Below are 17,078 nucleotides of genomic sequence, written 5' to 3' on the forward strand. Positions count from 1 at the left end.
ATGCGCAACGACGCCGGCATGGTCACCCTCGAATCCGCCCTCGCTGCGGCGGCGCTGCTGCTGTTTACCTCCGCGCTGATCGGGGTCCTCTCCACCTTCGGGTCCCTCATCCTGGCGGTGGACCTCGCCGGCGCCGCCGCCAGATCCCACGCCATCGGGGTGGCATACACCCCACCACGGGGCAGCGTAAGCATAGAGGAAAGTAGCACCCACGTCACCGCCACCGCCCACGTTCCCGCACCATTTGGGGACATGCGCGCCCAGGCGGTCTACCCCAAGGAAACCTCATGACCCCTCATGAGCACACCGACGATGCCCGCGGCAACATGACCATCTTCGCCGCGGGCATCGCCTGTGCCCTCACCGCAATCCTACTAGCCGCAGTAGGTGCCGCCAGCCTGGTTCTCCAACAGCACAAGGCGCAGGTTGCGGCAGACATGGCCGCGATCGCCGGCGCCACCTCCCTCATGAACACCACCGATGCCGACGCCGACGCCTGCGCCACAGCCAGCACCACCGCCCACGCCAACAACGCCGAGCTCACGAGCTGCACCATCTATGCCCTCGACGTCCAAGTCAGCGTCCGCGTTGGCCTGCGCACCGCCCAGGCCAACGCCGGCCCTCATGAGCAAGGGTCGTAGCCGCCGAGCATGGTGCACAACGCACCCAACAGTTTGATCGCACCTGCCTTGTCCAGCGGGTTGTTTCCGTTGCCGCACTTTGGCGACTGCACGCAGCTCGGGCACCCCGCCTCGCACGCACAAGAGCGCACGGCTTCAAAGGTGGCTTGGATCCATTCGTCGAATCGTTCATAGCCACAGTCAGCAAAGCCGGCGCCACCTGGGGTGCCGTCATACACGAACACCGTCGGTAAGCCCGTGTCAGCATGCAGCGCAGTGGACACCCCGCCGATGTCCCAGCGATCGCATGTGGCAATCAGCGGCAACATACCGATCGCCGCGTGCTCCGCCGCATGCAGCGCCCCAGGGACATCCGTGATCCCCAACTCCTGAAGTACCAACGGGTCCACCGTATAGGCCACCGCCCTGGTCACCAACGCCTGAGCCGGCAGATCCAGCGGCACCATCCCGATGGTTTCCCCGGCGATCGACTTCATCACATAACCCGTCACCTGCGTAGTCACCTCCACCTCCAGATTGGAAACCCACAGGCCAGGGGAGGGATTCACCACCTTCTGCTCATCGTGCGGCACATCCACAATCCGGATGTCCGTGGTGGAACGCGAATACGTGTTGTACTCAGGGGCCTCTGGGTGCACCAACGCAACCCCCTCATGGAGATCCAGCTCATCCACAACGAACTGCTCACCCATATGCAGGTACACCGCGCCGGGGTGGAGCTGGCTGAGCGCCAAGGATTCATCGGTGGTGCCAAGCAGGCGCCCGTCGGTGGCGTCCACAATGGCCACCGAGTTTCCCGTGCCGCGCAACTGCACCTGGGTCTGCGGCGGGGCGACGCCCGGGGGTTGGACGGCGAACCAGCCGCCGGGGCGCCTGCGCAACCTCCCCTCATGAGCAAGCTCATGAGGGAGGGTGGGGCCCGCGAGGGCGTAGATCTCGGCGTCGGAAAGCGGCGCCTCCACCGCCGCGCACAGCACGTGGCCGCGCACGATGTGGGGGTTGTGGGGGTTGAAGACGGTGCGCTCGAGGGGTTTGTCCAGAAGCGCTTCGGGGTGGTGGATGAGGTAGGTGTCCATGGGTTCGTCGCGGGCCACGAGGGTGACCAGGCTGCCTTGGCCGCGCCGACCTGCGCGCCCAGCCTGCTGCCAGAAGCTGGCCACGGTCCCAGGAAAGCCGGCGGTGACCACCGCATCCAGGCCGCCGACGTCGATGCCCAGCTCTAGTGCGTTTGTAGAGGCCACGCCCAACAAATCGCCGTTGTCCAAGGCCTGTTCGAGCGCCCGGCGGTGCTCCGCGAGGTACCCCGCGCGGTAGGCTGCCACCCTGGCTGCGTCGGCAGGCCTTCCCATGCTGGAGAGCTCTTCTGCACAGCGCAGCGCCGTGATTTCCGCTTGCCTGCGGGAACGGACGAACGCGAGGGTGCGTGCGCCTTCCGCGATGAGGGTGGCCATGATGCTGGCGGTTTCGGTGCTGGCGGCGCGGCGGACGGGGGCGCCGCCTTCGTCGCTGATGCCTTCGATGAAGCCAGGTTCCCAGAGCATGATCGTGCGTGGGCCGCGGGGTGCGGTGTCGCGCTCGACTGCTTCCACGGGTGCGCCGATGAGGGTGGAGGCGTGGGCGGCGGGGTCGTTGCTGGTGGCGGAGGCGAGGATCACGGTGGGGTGGGCGCCGTAGCGGGCGCAAAGGCGTAGGAGGCGGCGCAGCACTAGGGAGACGCCGGCGCCGAACACTCCGCGGTAGGAGTGGGCTTCGTCGATGATGATGAAGTGCAGATTGCGCAGCATGCGGCCCCATTTTGTGTGGTTGGGCAAGATGGCTTGGTGCAGCATGTCGGGGTTGGTGACCACTAGCCGGGAGCGTTCGCGGATGGTGGGGCGGGCGTCGGTGGGGGTGTCGCCGTCGTAGGGGCTGGGGTGTACCTCATGGAGACCCTCAATTTCGCTGCACATTTGCAGCAGGGTGCCCAGTTGGTCATTGCCCAGCGCCTTCGTGGGCGTGAGGTACAGCGCCGTGGCCCGCGGCTCCTGCGCCAGCCGCGAAAGCACCGCGAGCTGGTACGCCAGGGACTTACCCGAAGAGGTCGCCGTAGCCAGCACCACATGCCGTCCCTCCCACGCTAACGACGCAGCCAGCGCCTGGTGCTCGTACAGCGCCGTGATGCCCCTCGCTGTAAGCCAGTGCTGGAGGCCGGGGTGTGTCCATGAGGGGAAAGGGGCGTACTCGGCGCGCTTCGCCGGCTGCGTAACCAGGTGGGTGCAGGTGGAGGTGTGCTGCGATTCTTGCACCGCGCGGGCCAATTCCTCCCCCGTATGAGGGCGCGCGGGGTGGGTCACATTTTCCTCCCGAAACTATTGTGAAAACTTGCGTGAACTGCGCCTACATTGCCAGGTGCGGTGAGGTGCTGAAAAAGATTTTGGCCGAAAATCGGAAGAATTTTGATTGTACGCTTCTGGTTTGCTGGGATTCGTGACACACTGGCTAATGGTCGCCAAGGAGCAACCAAGGAAATCCCGAGTGTGATCGTGCTGCGAGCGCGGTGGAAGCAGGGGTTCCGGTAGTTGCTTCTTATTTTTTGCTTCAGGTGGCTGCGCTATTCACACAGTGCTGATGTACAAGGTGATTGGCGTGGTGATATGCAGGTCAGAAAGTTTGGCTCCCACGCAAGGACGCTTTGCAACTCCGCGGGCGTCACAATCCAAAATAAGGAAGTTTTCAAAATGGCACAGGGCACTGTGAAATGGTTCAACGCTGAAAAGGGCTTCGGCTTCATCGCTCCTGAGGACGGCTCCGCTGACGTCTTCGTCCACTACTCCGAGATCGAGGGCAACGGCTTCCGCACCCTGGAAGAGGACCAGAAGGTGGAGTTTGAGATCGGTGAGGGCGCAAAGGGCCCACAGGCGCAGTCTGTTCGCGCGCTGTAAACAAAATCTGTAAGCAAATACAGTAACTTTTCCCCTCATGAGGGAACGCTTCAGCGTGATCGTTGAGGCGGCACACAAGAGCGCAGCCAAGCGTAATGCTTCCTAGCATTTTGCTTAGGGTGCGTTTTTGCATATTGCGAGCTGCTAGGTTAGAACGAGTAGCGTTAAGCACCGGTTAAGGAATTGAGGTTTTCACCTTTCATGGCTGAAACGAGCGGCATCAAGCACTTGGTCATCGTGGAGTCGGCGACCAAGGCCAAAAAAATCGCGCCGTACCTTGGCAAGGATTACATTGTCGAGGCTTCGGTGGGGCACATCCGTGACCTCCCCCGCGGCGCTGCCGACGTGCCAGCGAAGTACAAAAAGGAGCCCTGGGCACGCCTCGGCGTGAACACGGAGGACAACTTCACCCCGCTCTATGTAGTGAGTGCGGACAAGAAGAAGAAGGTTGCCGACCTCAAATCCAAACTCAAAGAAGTTGACGAACTTCTTCTTGCCACAGACCCCGACCGCGAGGGCGAGGCCATTGCCTGGCACCTGCTTGAGGTGCTCAAGCCCAAGGTGCCGGTGCGCCGCATGGTGTTCAATGAGATCACCAAACCCGCCATCCTGGCCGCCGCGGAAAATACCCGCGACCTGGACGAAAACCTGGTGGACGCGCAGGAAACACGCCGCATCGTGGACCGCCTCTACGGCTACGAGGTCTCCCCGGTGCTGTGGAAGAAGGTCATGCCGCGCCTTTCCGCAGGTCGCGTGCAATCCGTTGCCACCCGCGTGATCGTGGAACGCGAGCGTGAGCGCATGGCGTTCATCCCCGCGAGCTACTGGGACCTGGAGGCCACCTTCCACGCGGAGCAAGCCCAAGACGGCAACCCCTCCACCTTCACCGGGCGCCTGAGCTCGGTGGATGGCAAGCGGGTGGCCACGGGCCGCGACTTCAGCGACCGCGGCCAGCTCACCGGAGACGCCGTTGTGCTGGACGAACAGCGCGCCCACAAGCTCGCGGAGAACCTCAGCGGCGCCCCAATGGCGGTGGCGAGCGTAGAGGAAAAGCCCTACACCCGCCGTCCATACGCCCCATTCATGACCTCCACCCTGCAGCAGGAGGCTGGACGCAAGCTCCACTACACCTCCGAGCGCACCATGCGCATTGCGCAGCGACTGTACGAAAACGGCCACATCACCTACATGCGTACAGATTCCACCACCCTCTCCGAGCAGGGCCTCAAGGCAGCCCGCGAACAGGCGGTGGCGCTATACGGCAAGGAATACGTGGCTGACGCCCCACGCCGCTACGACCGCAAGGTGAAAAACTCCCAGGAAGCCCATGAGGCGATCCGTCCGGCGGGCGAGCGCTTTGCCACCCCCGGCGAGCTCGCCGGCCAACTGGACGCGGAGGAATTCAAGCTCTACGAGCTGATCTGGCAGCGCACCGTTGCCTCCCAAATGGCCGACGCCCGCGGCACCAGCATGAAGGTGCTCATAGGGGGCAACGCTACCGACGGCACCGCCGTGGAATTTTCCGTCACCGGCCGCACCATCACCTTCCAGGGCTTCCTGCGCGCCTACGTGGAGTCCGTGGAGTCCACAGCAGAAAATGCCGACGGCCGCGCCGTTGCCGACAACGCCGAGAAGCGCCTGCCGCAGCTTGCCCAAGGAGACGCCCTCGCCGTCGATAAGCTTGTTGCCGAAGGCCACAGCACCAACCCCCCTGCCCGCTACACGGAAGCCTCCCTGGTCAAGAAGATGGAAGACCTGGGGATCGGCCGCCCGTCCACCTACGCCTCGATCATTAAGACCATCCAGGACCGCGGCTACGTGTACTCCCGCGGCAACGCACTGGTGCCGAGCTGGGTGGCATTCGCCGTGGTTGGCCTCATGGAACAGAGCTTCGCCTCCCTGGTGGACTACGACTTCACCTCATCAATGGAAGATGAGCTCGACGAGATCGCCGCAGGTCACGAGCAGGGTTCCGCGTGGCTCAAGGGTTTCTACTTCGGCGATGCGAACGCTTCCGACGCCACCGCTGAGTCCATCGCCCGCCAAGGTGGCCTGAAGGCGCTGGTGGGGGACAACCTCGAGCAGATCGACGCCCGCAGCGTGAACAGCCTGCCCCTGTTCGACGACGCCGAAGGCCGCCCCATCTTCGTGCGCGTGGGCCGCTATGGGCCATACATCGAGCGCCAGGTGGGCACCAAGGACGGCGAGCCGGAATACCAGCGCGCCAACCTCGCGGACTCCATCACCCCTGATGAGCTCGACCTCGAACTCGCCGAGAAACTCTTTGCCACCCCGCAATCCGGCCGTGAGCTGGGCATTAACCCCTCCAATGGGCGCGTGGTGGTGGCCAAGGAAGGCCGCTTTGGCCCCTACGTCACCGAACTCCTCGGCGAAGACGAGCGCGAGCGCGCCGCCGCAAAGGCCGAGGAAACCGTGGCAGCCGAACGCGCCGAGGAAGACGCCCAACGCGCCGCCGAAGGCAAACGCGCCAAGAACTGGGAAACCAAAACCGCCGCTGCCGCCAAGGAAAAGCGCATCAACCAAATCATCGAGGAAACCCTCAAGCCCGGCACCGCCTCCCTGTTTTCCACCATGGAGACCGCCACCATCACGCTTGACGAGGCCCTCAAGCTCCTCTCCCTCCCGCGCGAAGTGGGGGTGGACCCGGCCGACGGCGAAGTTATCACCGCCCAAAACGGCCGCTACGGCCCTTACCTCAAGAAGGGCAGCGACTCCCGCTCCCTGAGCAGCGAAGACCAAATCTTCACCGTGACCCTCGACGAGGCCCGTCGCATTTACGCCGAACCAAAGCGCCGCGGCCGCGCCGCCACGAGCCAATCGGTGATTAAGGAACTCGGTGACAACGACGTCTCCGGCAAACCCATGAGCGTCCGCGACGGCCGCTTTGGGCCATACGTCACCGACGGCACCACCAATGCCTCACTCCGCCGCGGCGACGACCCAACCGCACTCACCGACGCCCGCGCCAACGAACTCCTCTCCGAGCGACGCGCCAAGGAAGCCGCCGACGGCGGCACGAAAACCAGCAAGAAGGCAAGCAAAAAGACCGCGAAGAAAGCCGGCAAGAAAGCCGCGAAACGGCCGGCGCAGACGACCAAGCGGGTAGTCAAGGCTGGGTCCCGGAAAAAATAACCCCTCATGGACAAGTCCATGAGGGGGATTGGCGGCGGTTAGGCCTTCAGCGTTTTCACCCAGCGGTACAACCCCGCGATGATGGCAACGTAGGCCACCACGCCGAGGACCTCCGCGAAGCGTCCGAACTCAAACAGTGCGAGTGGGGATTCCTGCCCGCTTGCCGCGATGATGCCTGCGTTGAGCACGCCAAACAGGGATTCGCCCACGATCAGGCCGGTGGCCAGCAGGATGCCCATGCGCTTCGAGGTTTCCGGCTTGGCCTGCTTCTCTGCCCAGCGGTCGTAGAACATGCCCAGGAATGCGCCGAGCGGAATCATCAGGGTCAGTGAAACGGGCAGGTACATGCCCATGCCCACGGCCAGCGGCGGCAGGGCGAAGCGGGTGGTGCGGCGCAGCACCTCATCAACCACAATTACGCCCACGCCGATCAGCGCGCCGAGCCCAATCAAGGACCAGTCCAGCGAGTTGCCAAAAATACCATTCGCTACCGACGAAAGCAGCGCCGCCTGCGGTGCTGCGAGGGCGGACTCTCCCGCGCCTTCCATCCCCACGAAGCCGAAGCCGGTGAGCATGAGTTGCAGTACTGGCGGGATGATGATGGAGCCGAAGAGCACACCGATAACCAGTGCAACCTGCTGCTTCCATGGGGTGGCGCCAACCAACTGGCCGGTCTTAAGGTCCTGCAGGTTGTCATTGGAAATGGTGGCGATGCCAAACACCACTGCTGAGGTGAACAGCGTGTAGGCCACCAGCGCAGGGGCGTTAGTCTGGGACTCATTGCCGGTGACGGCCTTGATGAGCAGCGCGGAGGTGAGCACCACGATGATGCCCACGCCAGAAATCGGGGAGTTGGACGCACCGATCAAACCAGCCATGTAACCACACACAGACGCCACGATCAGGCCGATAAGCAGCACGAACACGATGCTCAAGATGATCAAGGTGGTGGTGTGGTGGGAGATTTCGGAGACGTGCACGAACAGGTAGAGCAGCGCACCCACCGGTAGCATGGAGGCCAAGATGGTGCCCACCACGACGTTGAAGGGGATGTCGCGTTCCGTGATTGGCACTTCTTGGCCCTCATGGCGCAAGCGAGAGGAGCTCAGGGAATCCTTGATGCCCTTCACGATCGGGCCAATGATTTTCACCAGCGTCCAGATCGCGGCCACAGCCATGGTGCCAGCGCCCACAAAGCGCACTTCCTGGGAGAAGGTGGTGGACACAACCTCGGCAAGCTCGGCGGTGCCTATGGCGTCCGCGCTAAAGGTGGGCAGGAGAATGAAGAAGGAGATGATCACGCCCACGATCATGGAAATACCGACGCTCACGCCTACCAGGTGCCCCACACCGATCAATGCCAGCGAGAGGCTGGAGCCCAACATCGTGCCACCTGCACCGAAACGGAACACGGTAGCCAGTTCACCGGCGGTTGCCTTCATGGCGGTGAGCAGGCCCAGGCCTGCTGAAGCCAGGCCACCGGCCAGGATCACGTGCAGGCCTTTGCGATTTTCCTCTGGGTTGGCGTCGGCAGATTCGGTGTCGCCGATCTTCAGGACCTCGGCGGCCGCCACGCCCTCGGGGTAGGGCAGGTCAGAGCCGGTGACCAGTGCGCGGCGCAGCGGGATGGAGTACATCACGCCCAAGATGCCGCCGATGGCCACCACCGCGGCGGTAGTCCAATATGGGAAGCCAGTCCACCAGCCCACCATCACCAGGCCTGGCAGCACAAAGATGATGGCGGAAAGCGTGCCTGCTGCCGAGGCAATGGTCTGCACAATATTGTTTTCCTGGATCGAGTGTCCAGCGAACTTGCGCAGGATCGCCATGGAGATCACCGCGGCGGGAATCGAGGTTGCAAAGGTCAACCCCACCTTCAAGCCCAAATAGACGTTCGCCGCGGTAAACACGAGGGTGATGAGACCACCGATGATCACGGCGCGCAGCGTCAGTTCGCGCACACCCGACGAGGTGGAATGCGTGGTCAAATTAGCCACCGAAGTTCCTTTCACTTACAAGTAATGCCTTGGTTTGCATTCTTTACAAGCGTAGGGCTTGGGTAGGGCTGGCTCCGAACTCAGGCGGCCCATTGTGAGATTTCTCCCCTCATGAATGTGTTCATGAGGGGAGGGGCTAGCTGCGGTCGGCGAGGGTCGGCCGGATCGGCCGGGCAAGCTGCGTCATCAGGTTGCGCCCGCGCAGTTCCACGGACTTCATGAGGGTCCAGCGGGCTTGCTCGGCCTCGTTGGCCTTGGCCAGGGTGTTGGCGTTGGTGAGTACGCGCCCTGGGGTGTCTTTGGCGAGTTCGGTGAGGCGGGCGGCGGTGTTGACGGCGTCGCCGATGACGGTGTACTCAAAGCGGTCGTGGCCACCGATGTGGCCGGCCACCACGTGGCCCGCGGCCACGCCAATGCCCGCCTGCAGGCGCAGCCCCTTGAGTTCTTGCCGCAGCTCTCGCGCGGCGGTGAGGGCGTGCCCGGTGGCGTCGGAAAGCGTGATGGGGGCGCCGAAGACTGCGAGAGCGGCGTCGCCTTGAAATTTGTTGATGATGCCCTTGTTTTTGTGGACTACCTTGACCACTTTTTCAAAGAAGCGGTTGAGCTCGTCCACTACTTCCTCGGGGTCGTGGGTGACGGCGAAGGTGGTGGAGCCGATGACGTCCACGAAGATCACGGCGACCTCGCGGTCCTCGCCGCCAAGTTCGGGGCGTTCCTCGAGCGCGCGCCGGGCCACTTCGGTGCCAACGTAGCGGCCAAAGATGTCGCGGACCCGCTGGCGTTCGTGCAGGCCACGCATCATTTCGTTGAAGCCTGCTTGGAGGACTCCGATCTCGGAGCCGTCGTAGATGTCCACCTGGACGTCGGTTTCGCCGCGGCGCACCGAGTTGATGGCGCGCTGCAGCTCTTGGATGGGATCGACCACGCTCATCACGGACAAAGTGGTGCCCAAAAAGCCCGTGACCAGGGCGGCTAGGCTCAGTGCCACCACCGCCGGCATGATGTCCTCCACCTGCTCGGTGAAGTAACCCGCGCGCTGGCCCACGAACATCAGGACAATCCCGGCGATGGGCATGGCGGAGGTGGCCAGCCAGGTCAGGCGTAGCCGCCACTTCACCGGGGGCTCCAGGGTGGCGTCTTCAAACCGACGCGCGAGGGCCTCCGCAGCTACCGGACGTACCAGGCGCTCTGCTTCAAGGTAGGTGAGCAGCACTACCACGGCGCCGCCGAGCAGCACCGTCACCGCGATCACCACGGCCAGCTTGCCCGAAGTCTGCGCAGCTACCGACGCCAAAATGAACAACCCCCCCAACCACACCAAGGCGCACAGCGCTGCCTGATAAATCGGGATACGCATTACCAAATTGCGCACCATATTGCGGTCATGGCGCTCAGGATGGCGCTGCCAGTCCAACACCGGGCGGAATAACAGGAACGTCACCACCGCGCCGAAGAGCACAGCCGCCACCACATAGGCCATGCCAATGGCCGGGAGGTGGTTTGCGGAGGCCGTAAACGTGGCAAACTCGGGATTTGGAACCAAGTAGCGCAAAAACAACATGACGCCCACGGCGCCAAGCACATTGGACCCCAGCACGGTAGTGGCATACAAAGGCCAGGCCGTGCCCAAAATCCACGTGACTGCGCGCCAGAACTTGGTCATGTCCACCAATTTAACCACTGATAGGCTCGGTGAGGTGGACACAAGCGATATCTTTTCCCAACTTGGGGTGAGCCGGCATGTCACCGGGGTACTGCGGGCGGCCGCGCAGGCTGCACGGGGTGAAGGTCAGGCAAGCGCGATGACGCACGCGTGGCTGTTCACAGGCCCCCCTGGTTCGGGGAGGTCTGTGGCTGCGGTGGGATTGGCGGCGTCGTTAGTGTGTGAGCATGAAACCGTGGTCGGCTGTGGCACCTGTACCGGATGCAAGGCTGTGCTTGCCGGGACGCACGGTGACGTGCTGCATATCGTTCCCCGCGAGCTCTCCATCAGCGTGGACACGATGCGCCAAGCCGTGATCGAGCCCGCCGCGAAGCGCCCCACCGTGGCCAAATGGCGCGTGGTGATCCTGGACAACGCCGACCGCCTCACCGAAGGCGCAGCAAACGCACTGCTCAAAACAGTGGAGGAGCCGCCCGCGCACACCGTCATCATGATGTGCGCCCCCTCCACCGACCCCCAAGACGTCATGCCCACGCTGCTCAGCCGCAGCCGCCACGTGTACGTTCCGCAGCCCAGCGAGCAAGAGGTTGCGGACATTCTGAGTAGGGAAGGGATCTCGCCCGACGACGCCCGCCTGGCCGCCGCAGCCACCGGACGTCACATCGGCCGCGCGAGGCACCTCGCCACCGACCGCGAGGCCCAAACCCGCCGGGCAAACATCCTGCGCCTCGCCGAACTCGTCTTCCAAGGCGACCAAGCCTTCCAAGCCGTCACCGCAATCGTGAAAGCCTCCACCAAAAGCGCCGAGGAGGCACTCGCCAAAGAAAACGAAACCGAAATGGAAAAACTTCGCAACGCACTCGGCATGGGCGCCAAAGGCAAAGGCGCCCAAAAGGCCCTCCGCGGCGCCAGCGGGCAAATCCGCGAACTGGAGGAGAAACAGAAGAAGCGGCGCACCAGGGCGATACGGGATACGTTGGACCTGGCGCTCGTGGATCTCGCCGGCCTCTACCGCGACTCCCTCATGGACAAATCTGCTACCCGAGTGCCCGCGGTGCATCCGGATTTTGCCGGTTTGGCTGCGGAATTGAGTGCCAGGGTGGACGTTGCGGGCCTGGTGGCATGTTTGGATGCGATCACCTTAGCGCGTGAGCATCTGCAGCAAAACGTGCGCCCAGAGACTGCCCTCGACGCAATGGTGGGGCGGCTGCGCATCGCCTGCGGGGCAGGCGTTTAGGAAGTTTGGCAACCTGTGCGCTAAGCTGCTCTCCGGATCAAATGTGCGTTTTGGTCCGAGGCCGCCTTAGCTCAGTCGGTAGAGCGCTTCACTCGTAATGAAAAGGTCGCGGGTTCGATTCCCGCAGGCGGCTCCAACTTTGGGTCCCGGGTCTTGGGTCTTGGGACACCGGGATATCGGGACATCGGGATATCGCTGTGGGGGCGTTGGTCGATAGCTCAAGGTCGATACCACCCCAAGACCCCTCCTTTCGACCAACGCGCCGCCCTCTCGACCTTGAGGTATCGACCAACGCCCACAATCTCGACGAGGCGTTGGCCCAGCCCTACTTCTTTCTATTCTGCTTGTAGTAAATCGCGGCGAACATGTACGCCACGAGCCCGAGGGTGATCCAGGTGACGTAGCGGTCGATGACCATGAGGGTGGACTGCACTTGCGTGCCAAAGGTGATGCCCAGGTAGACATAGAAGCTCTTGAGTGCAATGGCGAATACGAACGCAAAACCCATCACGGCCCAGCCCCGCGCCCGTGCGATGCCGCCAACAACTGCGATAATCGTCGGCGCGATGGGGGAGAAGGGGACGTATGCCAGCGCCATGGAGATGCCGATGTGGTTGTGGATGAATCGCTCCAACTTACGGAACCAAAGCGGCGGGCGGCCACCGAAGCTCGAATCCAGGAACTCCCGCCCCCAACGCTTGCCGATCAGGAAGAACAGCGGCAAAAACTTGATGCTACTTGCGGCAGCTAGCAGCACGACGCCGCCAAGGTAGGCCCATCGCCCAGGATTACTCGCGGCGTGCGAGAGCACGGACAAGCTGGAACCGGTAAGCACGGTGTAGACCATGGTGTGGTTCAGCAGGAGCGTGGCCCGGAAGGGGATGATGGCAAACCCGTAGATGCCCACCGCGATCAGGCCCGCGTATAGGGCCCAGTCCAGCCGGGTGGCGTTTTTGAGAAAACTCGGCATCTCTGAGGAAGAATTCATTGCTCCAACGTAGCCTAATTTTTCTCTTTCTCTCTATTTGTCCATGAGGGGGGAAATCGGGGAGTAGCATGTCCTGCATGTCTACTGGGTCACAGTTTCAGAAAGCGTGGTTGGGTATCGCGCTGGCGGTGTTCACAGTCGCTTGGGGAGGAAACCACTACACGCCCCTGCTGGTGCTGTATCGCGAGCAGGGTTTCTTTGGCCCGGTGTTTATTGATCTCATGCTGGTGTCTTACGCGGCGGGCGTGGCGCTGGGGTTGCTGGCGGCGGGGCCTGCGTCGGATCGCTATGGGCGCAAGGTTGTCATGCTTCCGACGCCCGCATTTGCCGCCCTCGCCTCCCTCATGATTGCTGCGGGGGAGCATAACGCGTGGCTGATGGGGTTCGGTCGGGCGGCGGCTGGCGTGTCCGTGGGTATTGCCATGACGGCTGGTGGGGCGTGGATTAAGGAGCTTTCCGCAAAGCAGTATGACCCCTCCGCCAACGCCCGATCCGGCGCCAAACGAGCCGCAATGGCCCTGACAGCGGGCTTCGCCTTGGGCCCTGCTGTGGCGGGCATGCTTGCGCAGTGGGCGCCGTGGCCTGGGCAGCTCGCCTTTTACCTGCACATCGTGCTGTCCCTGGTGGCCACGCCCCTGATGCTGCGCCTGCCGGAGACTCGGCACTCCGAGCGGCTGGATACCCCCGGTGGGTTCTGGAAAGACATGGCAATCCCCTCATGGAAACACGGGCGCTTCCGCTTCGTGGTGATGCCCATGGCGCCGTGGGTGTTCGGCGCGGGCTTCACGGCGTACGCGATTTTGACCAAGCAGATCTCCGCTCATGTGGAGTACCCGGTGGCGCTGTCGGCACTGGTGGCGCTGGTGACCCTCGGCTCCGGGTTCGTGGTCCAGCAGTTCGGCCCGCGCATCGCCGGCGAGTCCCCCTCCCGCGGCCCCGTGGTGGCCATGAGTGCCGCGGTGATCGGCATGGCGCTGGCCACGTACACCACCGTGGCGCCCTCGGTGCCGTTGGTGCTGATTTCCTCGGTGTTCCTGGGGCTGGCCTACGGCCTGTGCGCCTACATCGGCCTCGCGGAAACGCAGGCCATCGCCACCGACGACGACATGGCCGGCCTCTCCGGCATCTTCTACTGCCTCACTTACCTGGGCATGCTCTTCCCGGCGCTGCTCACCATGCTCAGCCAGGTGTTCAGCTACCCGATGATGCTTGGTTTTGGCGTTGCGGTGGCAGCGGTGACGCTGTTGTTGATGCCGACGCTCACAAGGCGCTTCCCCGCGAGCTAAGCAAGAGCGCGCAGGAGGTAGTCTCCATACCCGGATTTGCGCAAAGGTTCAGCGAGGTTACGGAGGGCGTCGGCACTGATGAAGCCCTGCTGCCACGCCGCCACCTCCGGCGAGCCGATCACTTGCCCCGTGCGCTTTTGCAGGACCTCCACGTAGAGGGCGGCTTCGCTCATGGAGTCGATGGTGCCGGTGTCCAGCCACACGCTGCCCCGCTCGAGCCTGTGGACGCGCAGCTCGCCGGCGCGGAGGTAGGCCTCGTTGACGGCGGTGATTTCCAGTTCGCCGCGCGCCGAGGGGCGGATTTGGGAGGCGATCTCCACGGCGCGATTGTCGTAGAAATATAGCCCCACCACGGCGTAGTTGGACTTGGGCTGCGCCGGCTTCTCTTCGATGCTGGTGGCCACGCCGTGTTCGTCAAAGGCCACCACGCCGTAGCGCGCCGGGTCGCCCACCTCATAGGCAAACACCGTTGCTCCATGAGGGGGGATGCCTTCCTGTAGGGCGGGACCTAGGCCGTGGAAGATGTTGTCGCCCAGCACCAGGGCCACGCTATCTGTGCCGATGAACTCCCGGCCAATAATCAACGCCTGGGCGAGTCCCTCGGGCCGAGGCTGCACCGCATACTCCAGCCGGATGCCCAGCCTGGAGCCGTCACCAAGCAATCGTGCGAACGCGGGCTGGTCTTCGGGGGTGGTGATCACCAGGATCTCCCTGATGCCCGCCTGGATGAGGGTGGTCAGGGGGTAGTAGATCATGGGTTTGTCGTAGATCGGCATGAGCTGTTTGGAAATGCCCAGTGTGATGGGGTGCAGCCGTGTGCCGGAGCCGCCGGCCAGGATGATGCCTTTCACTTAGATGCCTCCCTGGTGTTCCGTGAGGTATTCCGCCAAGTATTCCGCCAACTGCACACGCCAATCCCTCGGGAAAAAGCCCGTGGCCTGCAATTTATCTAAGGCGAGTGCGGAGTGTGTGGGGCGCGGCGCTACGGCGCCGAATTCGGCGGTGGTGCAGCGCTGCGCGGGCAGGATTTCTTTGGCCACCTCGAACCAGCTCACCACATCGCCGCTGGCAGTGGCGTTGTAGGTGCCGTACGGCGCACCGGTGTTCATGAGGTGGGCTGCGGCGGCGGCGAGCTCCGTGGCAAAACTGAGGCGCCCAAACTGATCATCCACCACCTTGGGCACCACGCCACGCTCTCGGAGCGCAACCATGGTGCGCACAAAGTTCGGGCCGTCGCCGACCACCCAACTGGTGCGCAGGATGTAGTGCTGATCGGTGGCCATCACTGCGGCGTCGCCGGCGGCTTTGGCAGCGCCGTAGGTGTTGATGGGGGAGAATGGTTCATCCTCCGTGTGCCACTGGCGCTGCCCGTCGAACACGTAGTCGCTGGAAAAGTGCACGACGGGAATGTGGTGGCGCTGCGCTAACCGGGCTACATTCGCTGCGCCCGTGGCGTTGACCGCCCAAGCCTTGGCGCGCCCCTCCTGTTCCGCTGCATCCACCGCCGTGAATGCCGCAGCGTTAATCACCGCCCGGTACCCCCGCCAATTGAGCGCCTCCAAGGCCGCGAGGTCCGTGATATCCAAGGAGGAATCCCTCAGGTCAGCGCCCGGGAATTGCGTAGCGAGGGCGCGGCCAACCTGCCCGTTCGCACCAACGACGAGCACAGGGCGCGCAGGCACCGGCGTTGCCAGGGCCAGCGGCGGGTGGTGCTTATCTTTCTCCGAAAGCTCGGCCTGCTCGAGTGGGATCGGCCATTCAATGCCCACCGAAGCCAAGTTCACAAAAGAGTACTGTGCGTTTGCGCTCCAGTGGTCGTTGACCAGGTAGGTGTAGGCCGTGTTCTCCTGCAAAGCCTGGAAGCCATTGGCCACGCCCCTTGGCACGAACACCGCCTGGGCGGGTGTGATCCGCGCAGTAGCCACGTTGCCGTACGTCGGCGAGCCCTCCCTGAGATCACACCACGCGCCGAACACTTCCCCCGTGGCCACCGACACATACTTATCCCACGGTTCCGCGTGCAGTCCACGAGTAGTGCCCACCTGCGCGTTGAAGGAAATGTTGTTCTGCACTGGAAACAGCCTCGGCCCGCGGCCGGCGTGCCAGTTTTCCTTGAACCAGCCACGATTGTCTCCGTGGACAGTGAGCTCGATGATCTCCAGGCCCTCAATGCTGCCGAACATCAATCACTGCCCCCTCATGGAATACTCGCGCTCCACCCGCTCCTTGGCAGGCTCCCACCAACTGCGGTGCTGCTCATACCAGGCGATCGTGTGCGCCAAACCCGCACGCATCCCTGTGGTGGTGTCCGTGTACTTCGGCGCCCAGCCGAGCTCAGTGCGTAGCTTGGTGGAATCCATGGCGTAGCGCATGTCGTGGCCTGGGCGGTCCGCAACGTGCTCAAAGTCATCGGCGTCCCTCCCCATGAGCTCATTGATGAGGCGGACCACCTGGAGGTTGTTCACATGGTCGTTGTCCGCCCCCACGATGTACGTCTGCCCAAGGGCGCCGCGTTCCAAAATGAGCAGCACGGCATCATTGTGGTCATCCACATGGATCCAATCACGCACTTGCTCGCCCGTGCCATACAACTTGGGGTGGCCACCGGCCAAGATGTTAGTGATCTGACGGGGAATGAACTTCTCAATGTGTTGATACGGGCCGTAATTGTTCGAGCAGTTCGAGATCGTGGCCTCAATCCCAAAGCTGCGGATCCACGCCCGCACCAAGTGATCCGAACCAGCCTTCGTTGCCGAATACGGCGAGGAAGGATTGTACGCAGTCTGTTCCGTGAATCGCGCCGGATCATCCAACGCCAAATCCCCAAACACCTCATCAGTGCTGATGTGGTGCAGCCGCACACCATGTGCGCGCACTGCCTCCAGCAGGGTGTAGGTGCCCACCAGGTTGGTGTGTACGAATGCGCCGGGGCCGGCTAGGGAGTTGTCGTTGTGGGATTCGGCGGCAAAATGCACCACCACGTCCATCCCCCTCATGAGTTTGTTCATGAGGGGGGAGTTGCAGATGTCGCCTTCCACCAAGCGCACATCCAACCCCTCCAAGTTGGCGCGGTTGCCGGCGTAGGTGAGCTTGTCGATGATGGTGACGTCGTAGTCGCTGCGGGTGGCCAGGGTGCGCCGCACAAAGTTGGAGCCGATGAACCCCGCGCCGCCGGTGACAAGCATCTTCATA

Annotated in this window: 13 protein-coding genes and 1 tRNA gene; 7 read left to right on the plus strand and 7 right to left on the minus strand. The window is 63.2% G+C overall.

Going from position 1 to position 17,078, the window contains the following annotated elements; translation table 11 throughout:
* Entirely contained in the window at positions 1-291 is a 291-nt protein-coding gene (locus NQ050_RS00975) for a hypothetical protein (RefSeq protein ID WP_257037379.1), read from the plus strand.
* A complete protein-coding gene (locus tag NQ050_RS00980; RefSeq protein ID WP_257037380.1) occupies positions 288-641 on the plus strand; it encodes an Rv3654c family TadE-like protein in 354 nt (117 codons plus the stop codon). Before NQ050_RS00975 ends, NQ050_RS00980 begins: the two co-directional genes overlap by 4 nt.
* On the opposite strand, the gene NQ050_RS00985 is transcribed toward NQ050_RS00980, so the two are convergent.
* A complete protein-coding gene (locus NQ050_RS00985) occupies positions 623-2,974 on the minus strand; it encodes a DEAD/DEAH box helicase (RefSeq protein WP_257037381.1) in 2,352 nt (783 codons plus the stop codon). The two genes, NQ050_RS00980 and NQ050_RS00985, sit on opposite strands and share 19 nt — an antisense overlap.
* 384 nt (positions 2,975-3,358) lie before the next feature.
* On the opposite strand from NQ050_RS00985, the gene NQ050_RS00990 reads away from it, so the two are divergent.
* Together NQ050_RS00990 and topA are read left to right on the plus strand one after the other, a co-directional pair.
* Entirely contained in the window at positions 3,359-3,562 is a 204-nt protein-coding gene (locus NQ050_RS00990) for a cold-shock protein (RefSeq protein WP_257037382.1), read from the plus strand.
* Between the two features lie 201 nt (positions 3,563-3,763).
* Positions 3,764-6,715 carry a type I DNA topoisomerase gene (gene topA, locus NQ050_RS00995; protein ID WP_257037383.1) on the plus strand — a complete coding sequence of 984 codons (2,952 nt, stop codon included), beginning with the start codon at positions 3,764-3,766 and terminating at the stop codon, positions 6,713-6,715.
* Between the two features lie 38 nt (positions 6,716-6,753).
* On the opposite strand, the gene NQ050_RS01000 is transcribed toward topA, so the two are convergent.
* Positions 6,754-8,712 carry an OPT family oligopeptide transporter gene (locus tag NQ050_RS01000; RefSeq protein WP_257037384.1) on the minus strand — a complete coding sequence of 653 codons (1,959 nt, stop codon included), beginning with the start codon at positions 8,710-8,712 and terminating at the stop codon, positions 6,754-6,756.
* 136 nt (positions 8,713-8,848) lie between these two features.
* Entirely contained in the window at positions 8,849-10,375 is a 1,527-nt protein-coding gene (locus NQ050_RS01005; RefSeq protein ID WP_257037385.1) for an adenylate/guanylate cyclase domain-containing protein, read from the minus strand.
* A 34-nt stretch (positions 10,376-10,409) separates the two neighbouring features.
* On the opposite strand from NQ050_RS01005, the gene NQ050_RS01010 reads away from it, so the two are divergent.
* Together NQ050_RS01010 and NQ050_RS01015 are read left to right on the plus strand one after the other, a co-directional pair.
* Positions 10,410-11,612 (plus strand): DNA polymerase III subunit delta', encoded by a 1,203-nt coding sequence (locus NQ050_RS01010; RefSeq protein ID WP_257037387.1) that lies wholly within the window; start codon positions 10,410-10,412, stop codon positions 11,610-11,612.
* A 60-nt stretch (positions 11,613-11,672) separates the two neighbouring features.
* Positions 11,673-11,748: transfer RNA gene (locus tag NQ050_RS01015), tRNA-Thr, on the plus strand.
* A 189-nt stretch (positions 11,749-11,937) separates the two neighbouring features.
* Here the strand turns inward: NQ050_RS01015 and NQ050_RS01020 are convergent.
* Positions 11,938-12,600 carry a hypothetical protein gene (locus tag NQ050_RS01020; RefSeq protein ID WP_257037389.1) on the minus strand — a complete coding sequence of 221 codons (663 nt, stop codon included), beginning with the start codon at positions 12,598-12,600 and terminating at the stop codon, positions 11,938-11,940.
* A 77-nt stretch (positions 12,601-12,677) separates the two neighbouring features.
* Here NQ050_RS01020 and NQ050_RS01025 point away from each other — a divergent pair, with 77 nt between their 5' ends.
* The gene (locus NQ050_RS01025) at positions 12,678-13,886 is read left to right on the plus strand and encodes an MFS transporter (protein WP_257037390.1); all 1,209 of its coding nucleotides are present in this window, start codon (positions 12,678-12,680) and stop codon (positions 13,884-13,886) included.
* On the opposite strand, the gene rfbA is transcribed toward NQ050_RS01025, so the two are convergent.
* Genes rfbA through rfbB form a run of 3 tightly spaced genes read right to left on the minus strand, consistent with a single transcriptional unit; the run spans position 13,883 to position 17,071 of the window.
* Entirely contained in the window at positions 13,883-14,737 is an 855-nt protein-coding gene (gene rfbA, locus NQ050_RS01030) for a glucose-1-phosphate thymidylyltransferase RfbA (RefSeq protein WP_257037391.1), read from the minus strand. The genes NQ050_RS01025 and rfbA overlap by 4 nt on opposite strands.
* A complete protein-coding gene (locus NQ050_RS01035) occupies positions 14,738-16,069 on the minus strand; it encodes a bifunctional dTDP-4-dehydrorhamnose 3,5-epimerase family protein/NAD(P)-dependent oxidoreductase (protein ID WP_257037393.1) in 1,332 nt (443 codons plus the stop codon). It lies immediately after the preceding gene.
* Between the two features lie 3 nt (positions 16,070-16,072).
* Positions 16,073-17,071: a dTDP-glucose 4,6-dehydratase gene (rfbB, locus tag NQ050_RS01040; protein ID WP_257037554.1), complete on the minus strand. Its 999-nt coding sequence runs from the start codon at positions 17,069-17,071 to the stop codon at positions 16,073-16,075.
* Between the last annotated feature and the right edge of the window lie 7 nt (positions 17,072-17,078).

This window comes from Corynebacterium sp. 122RC1 (assembly GCF_024580955.1).
Lineage (GTDB): Bacteria > Actinomycetota > Actinomycetes > Mycobacteriales > Mycobacteriaceae > Corynebacterium > Corynebacterium kozikiae.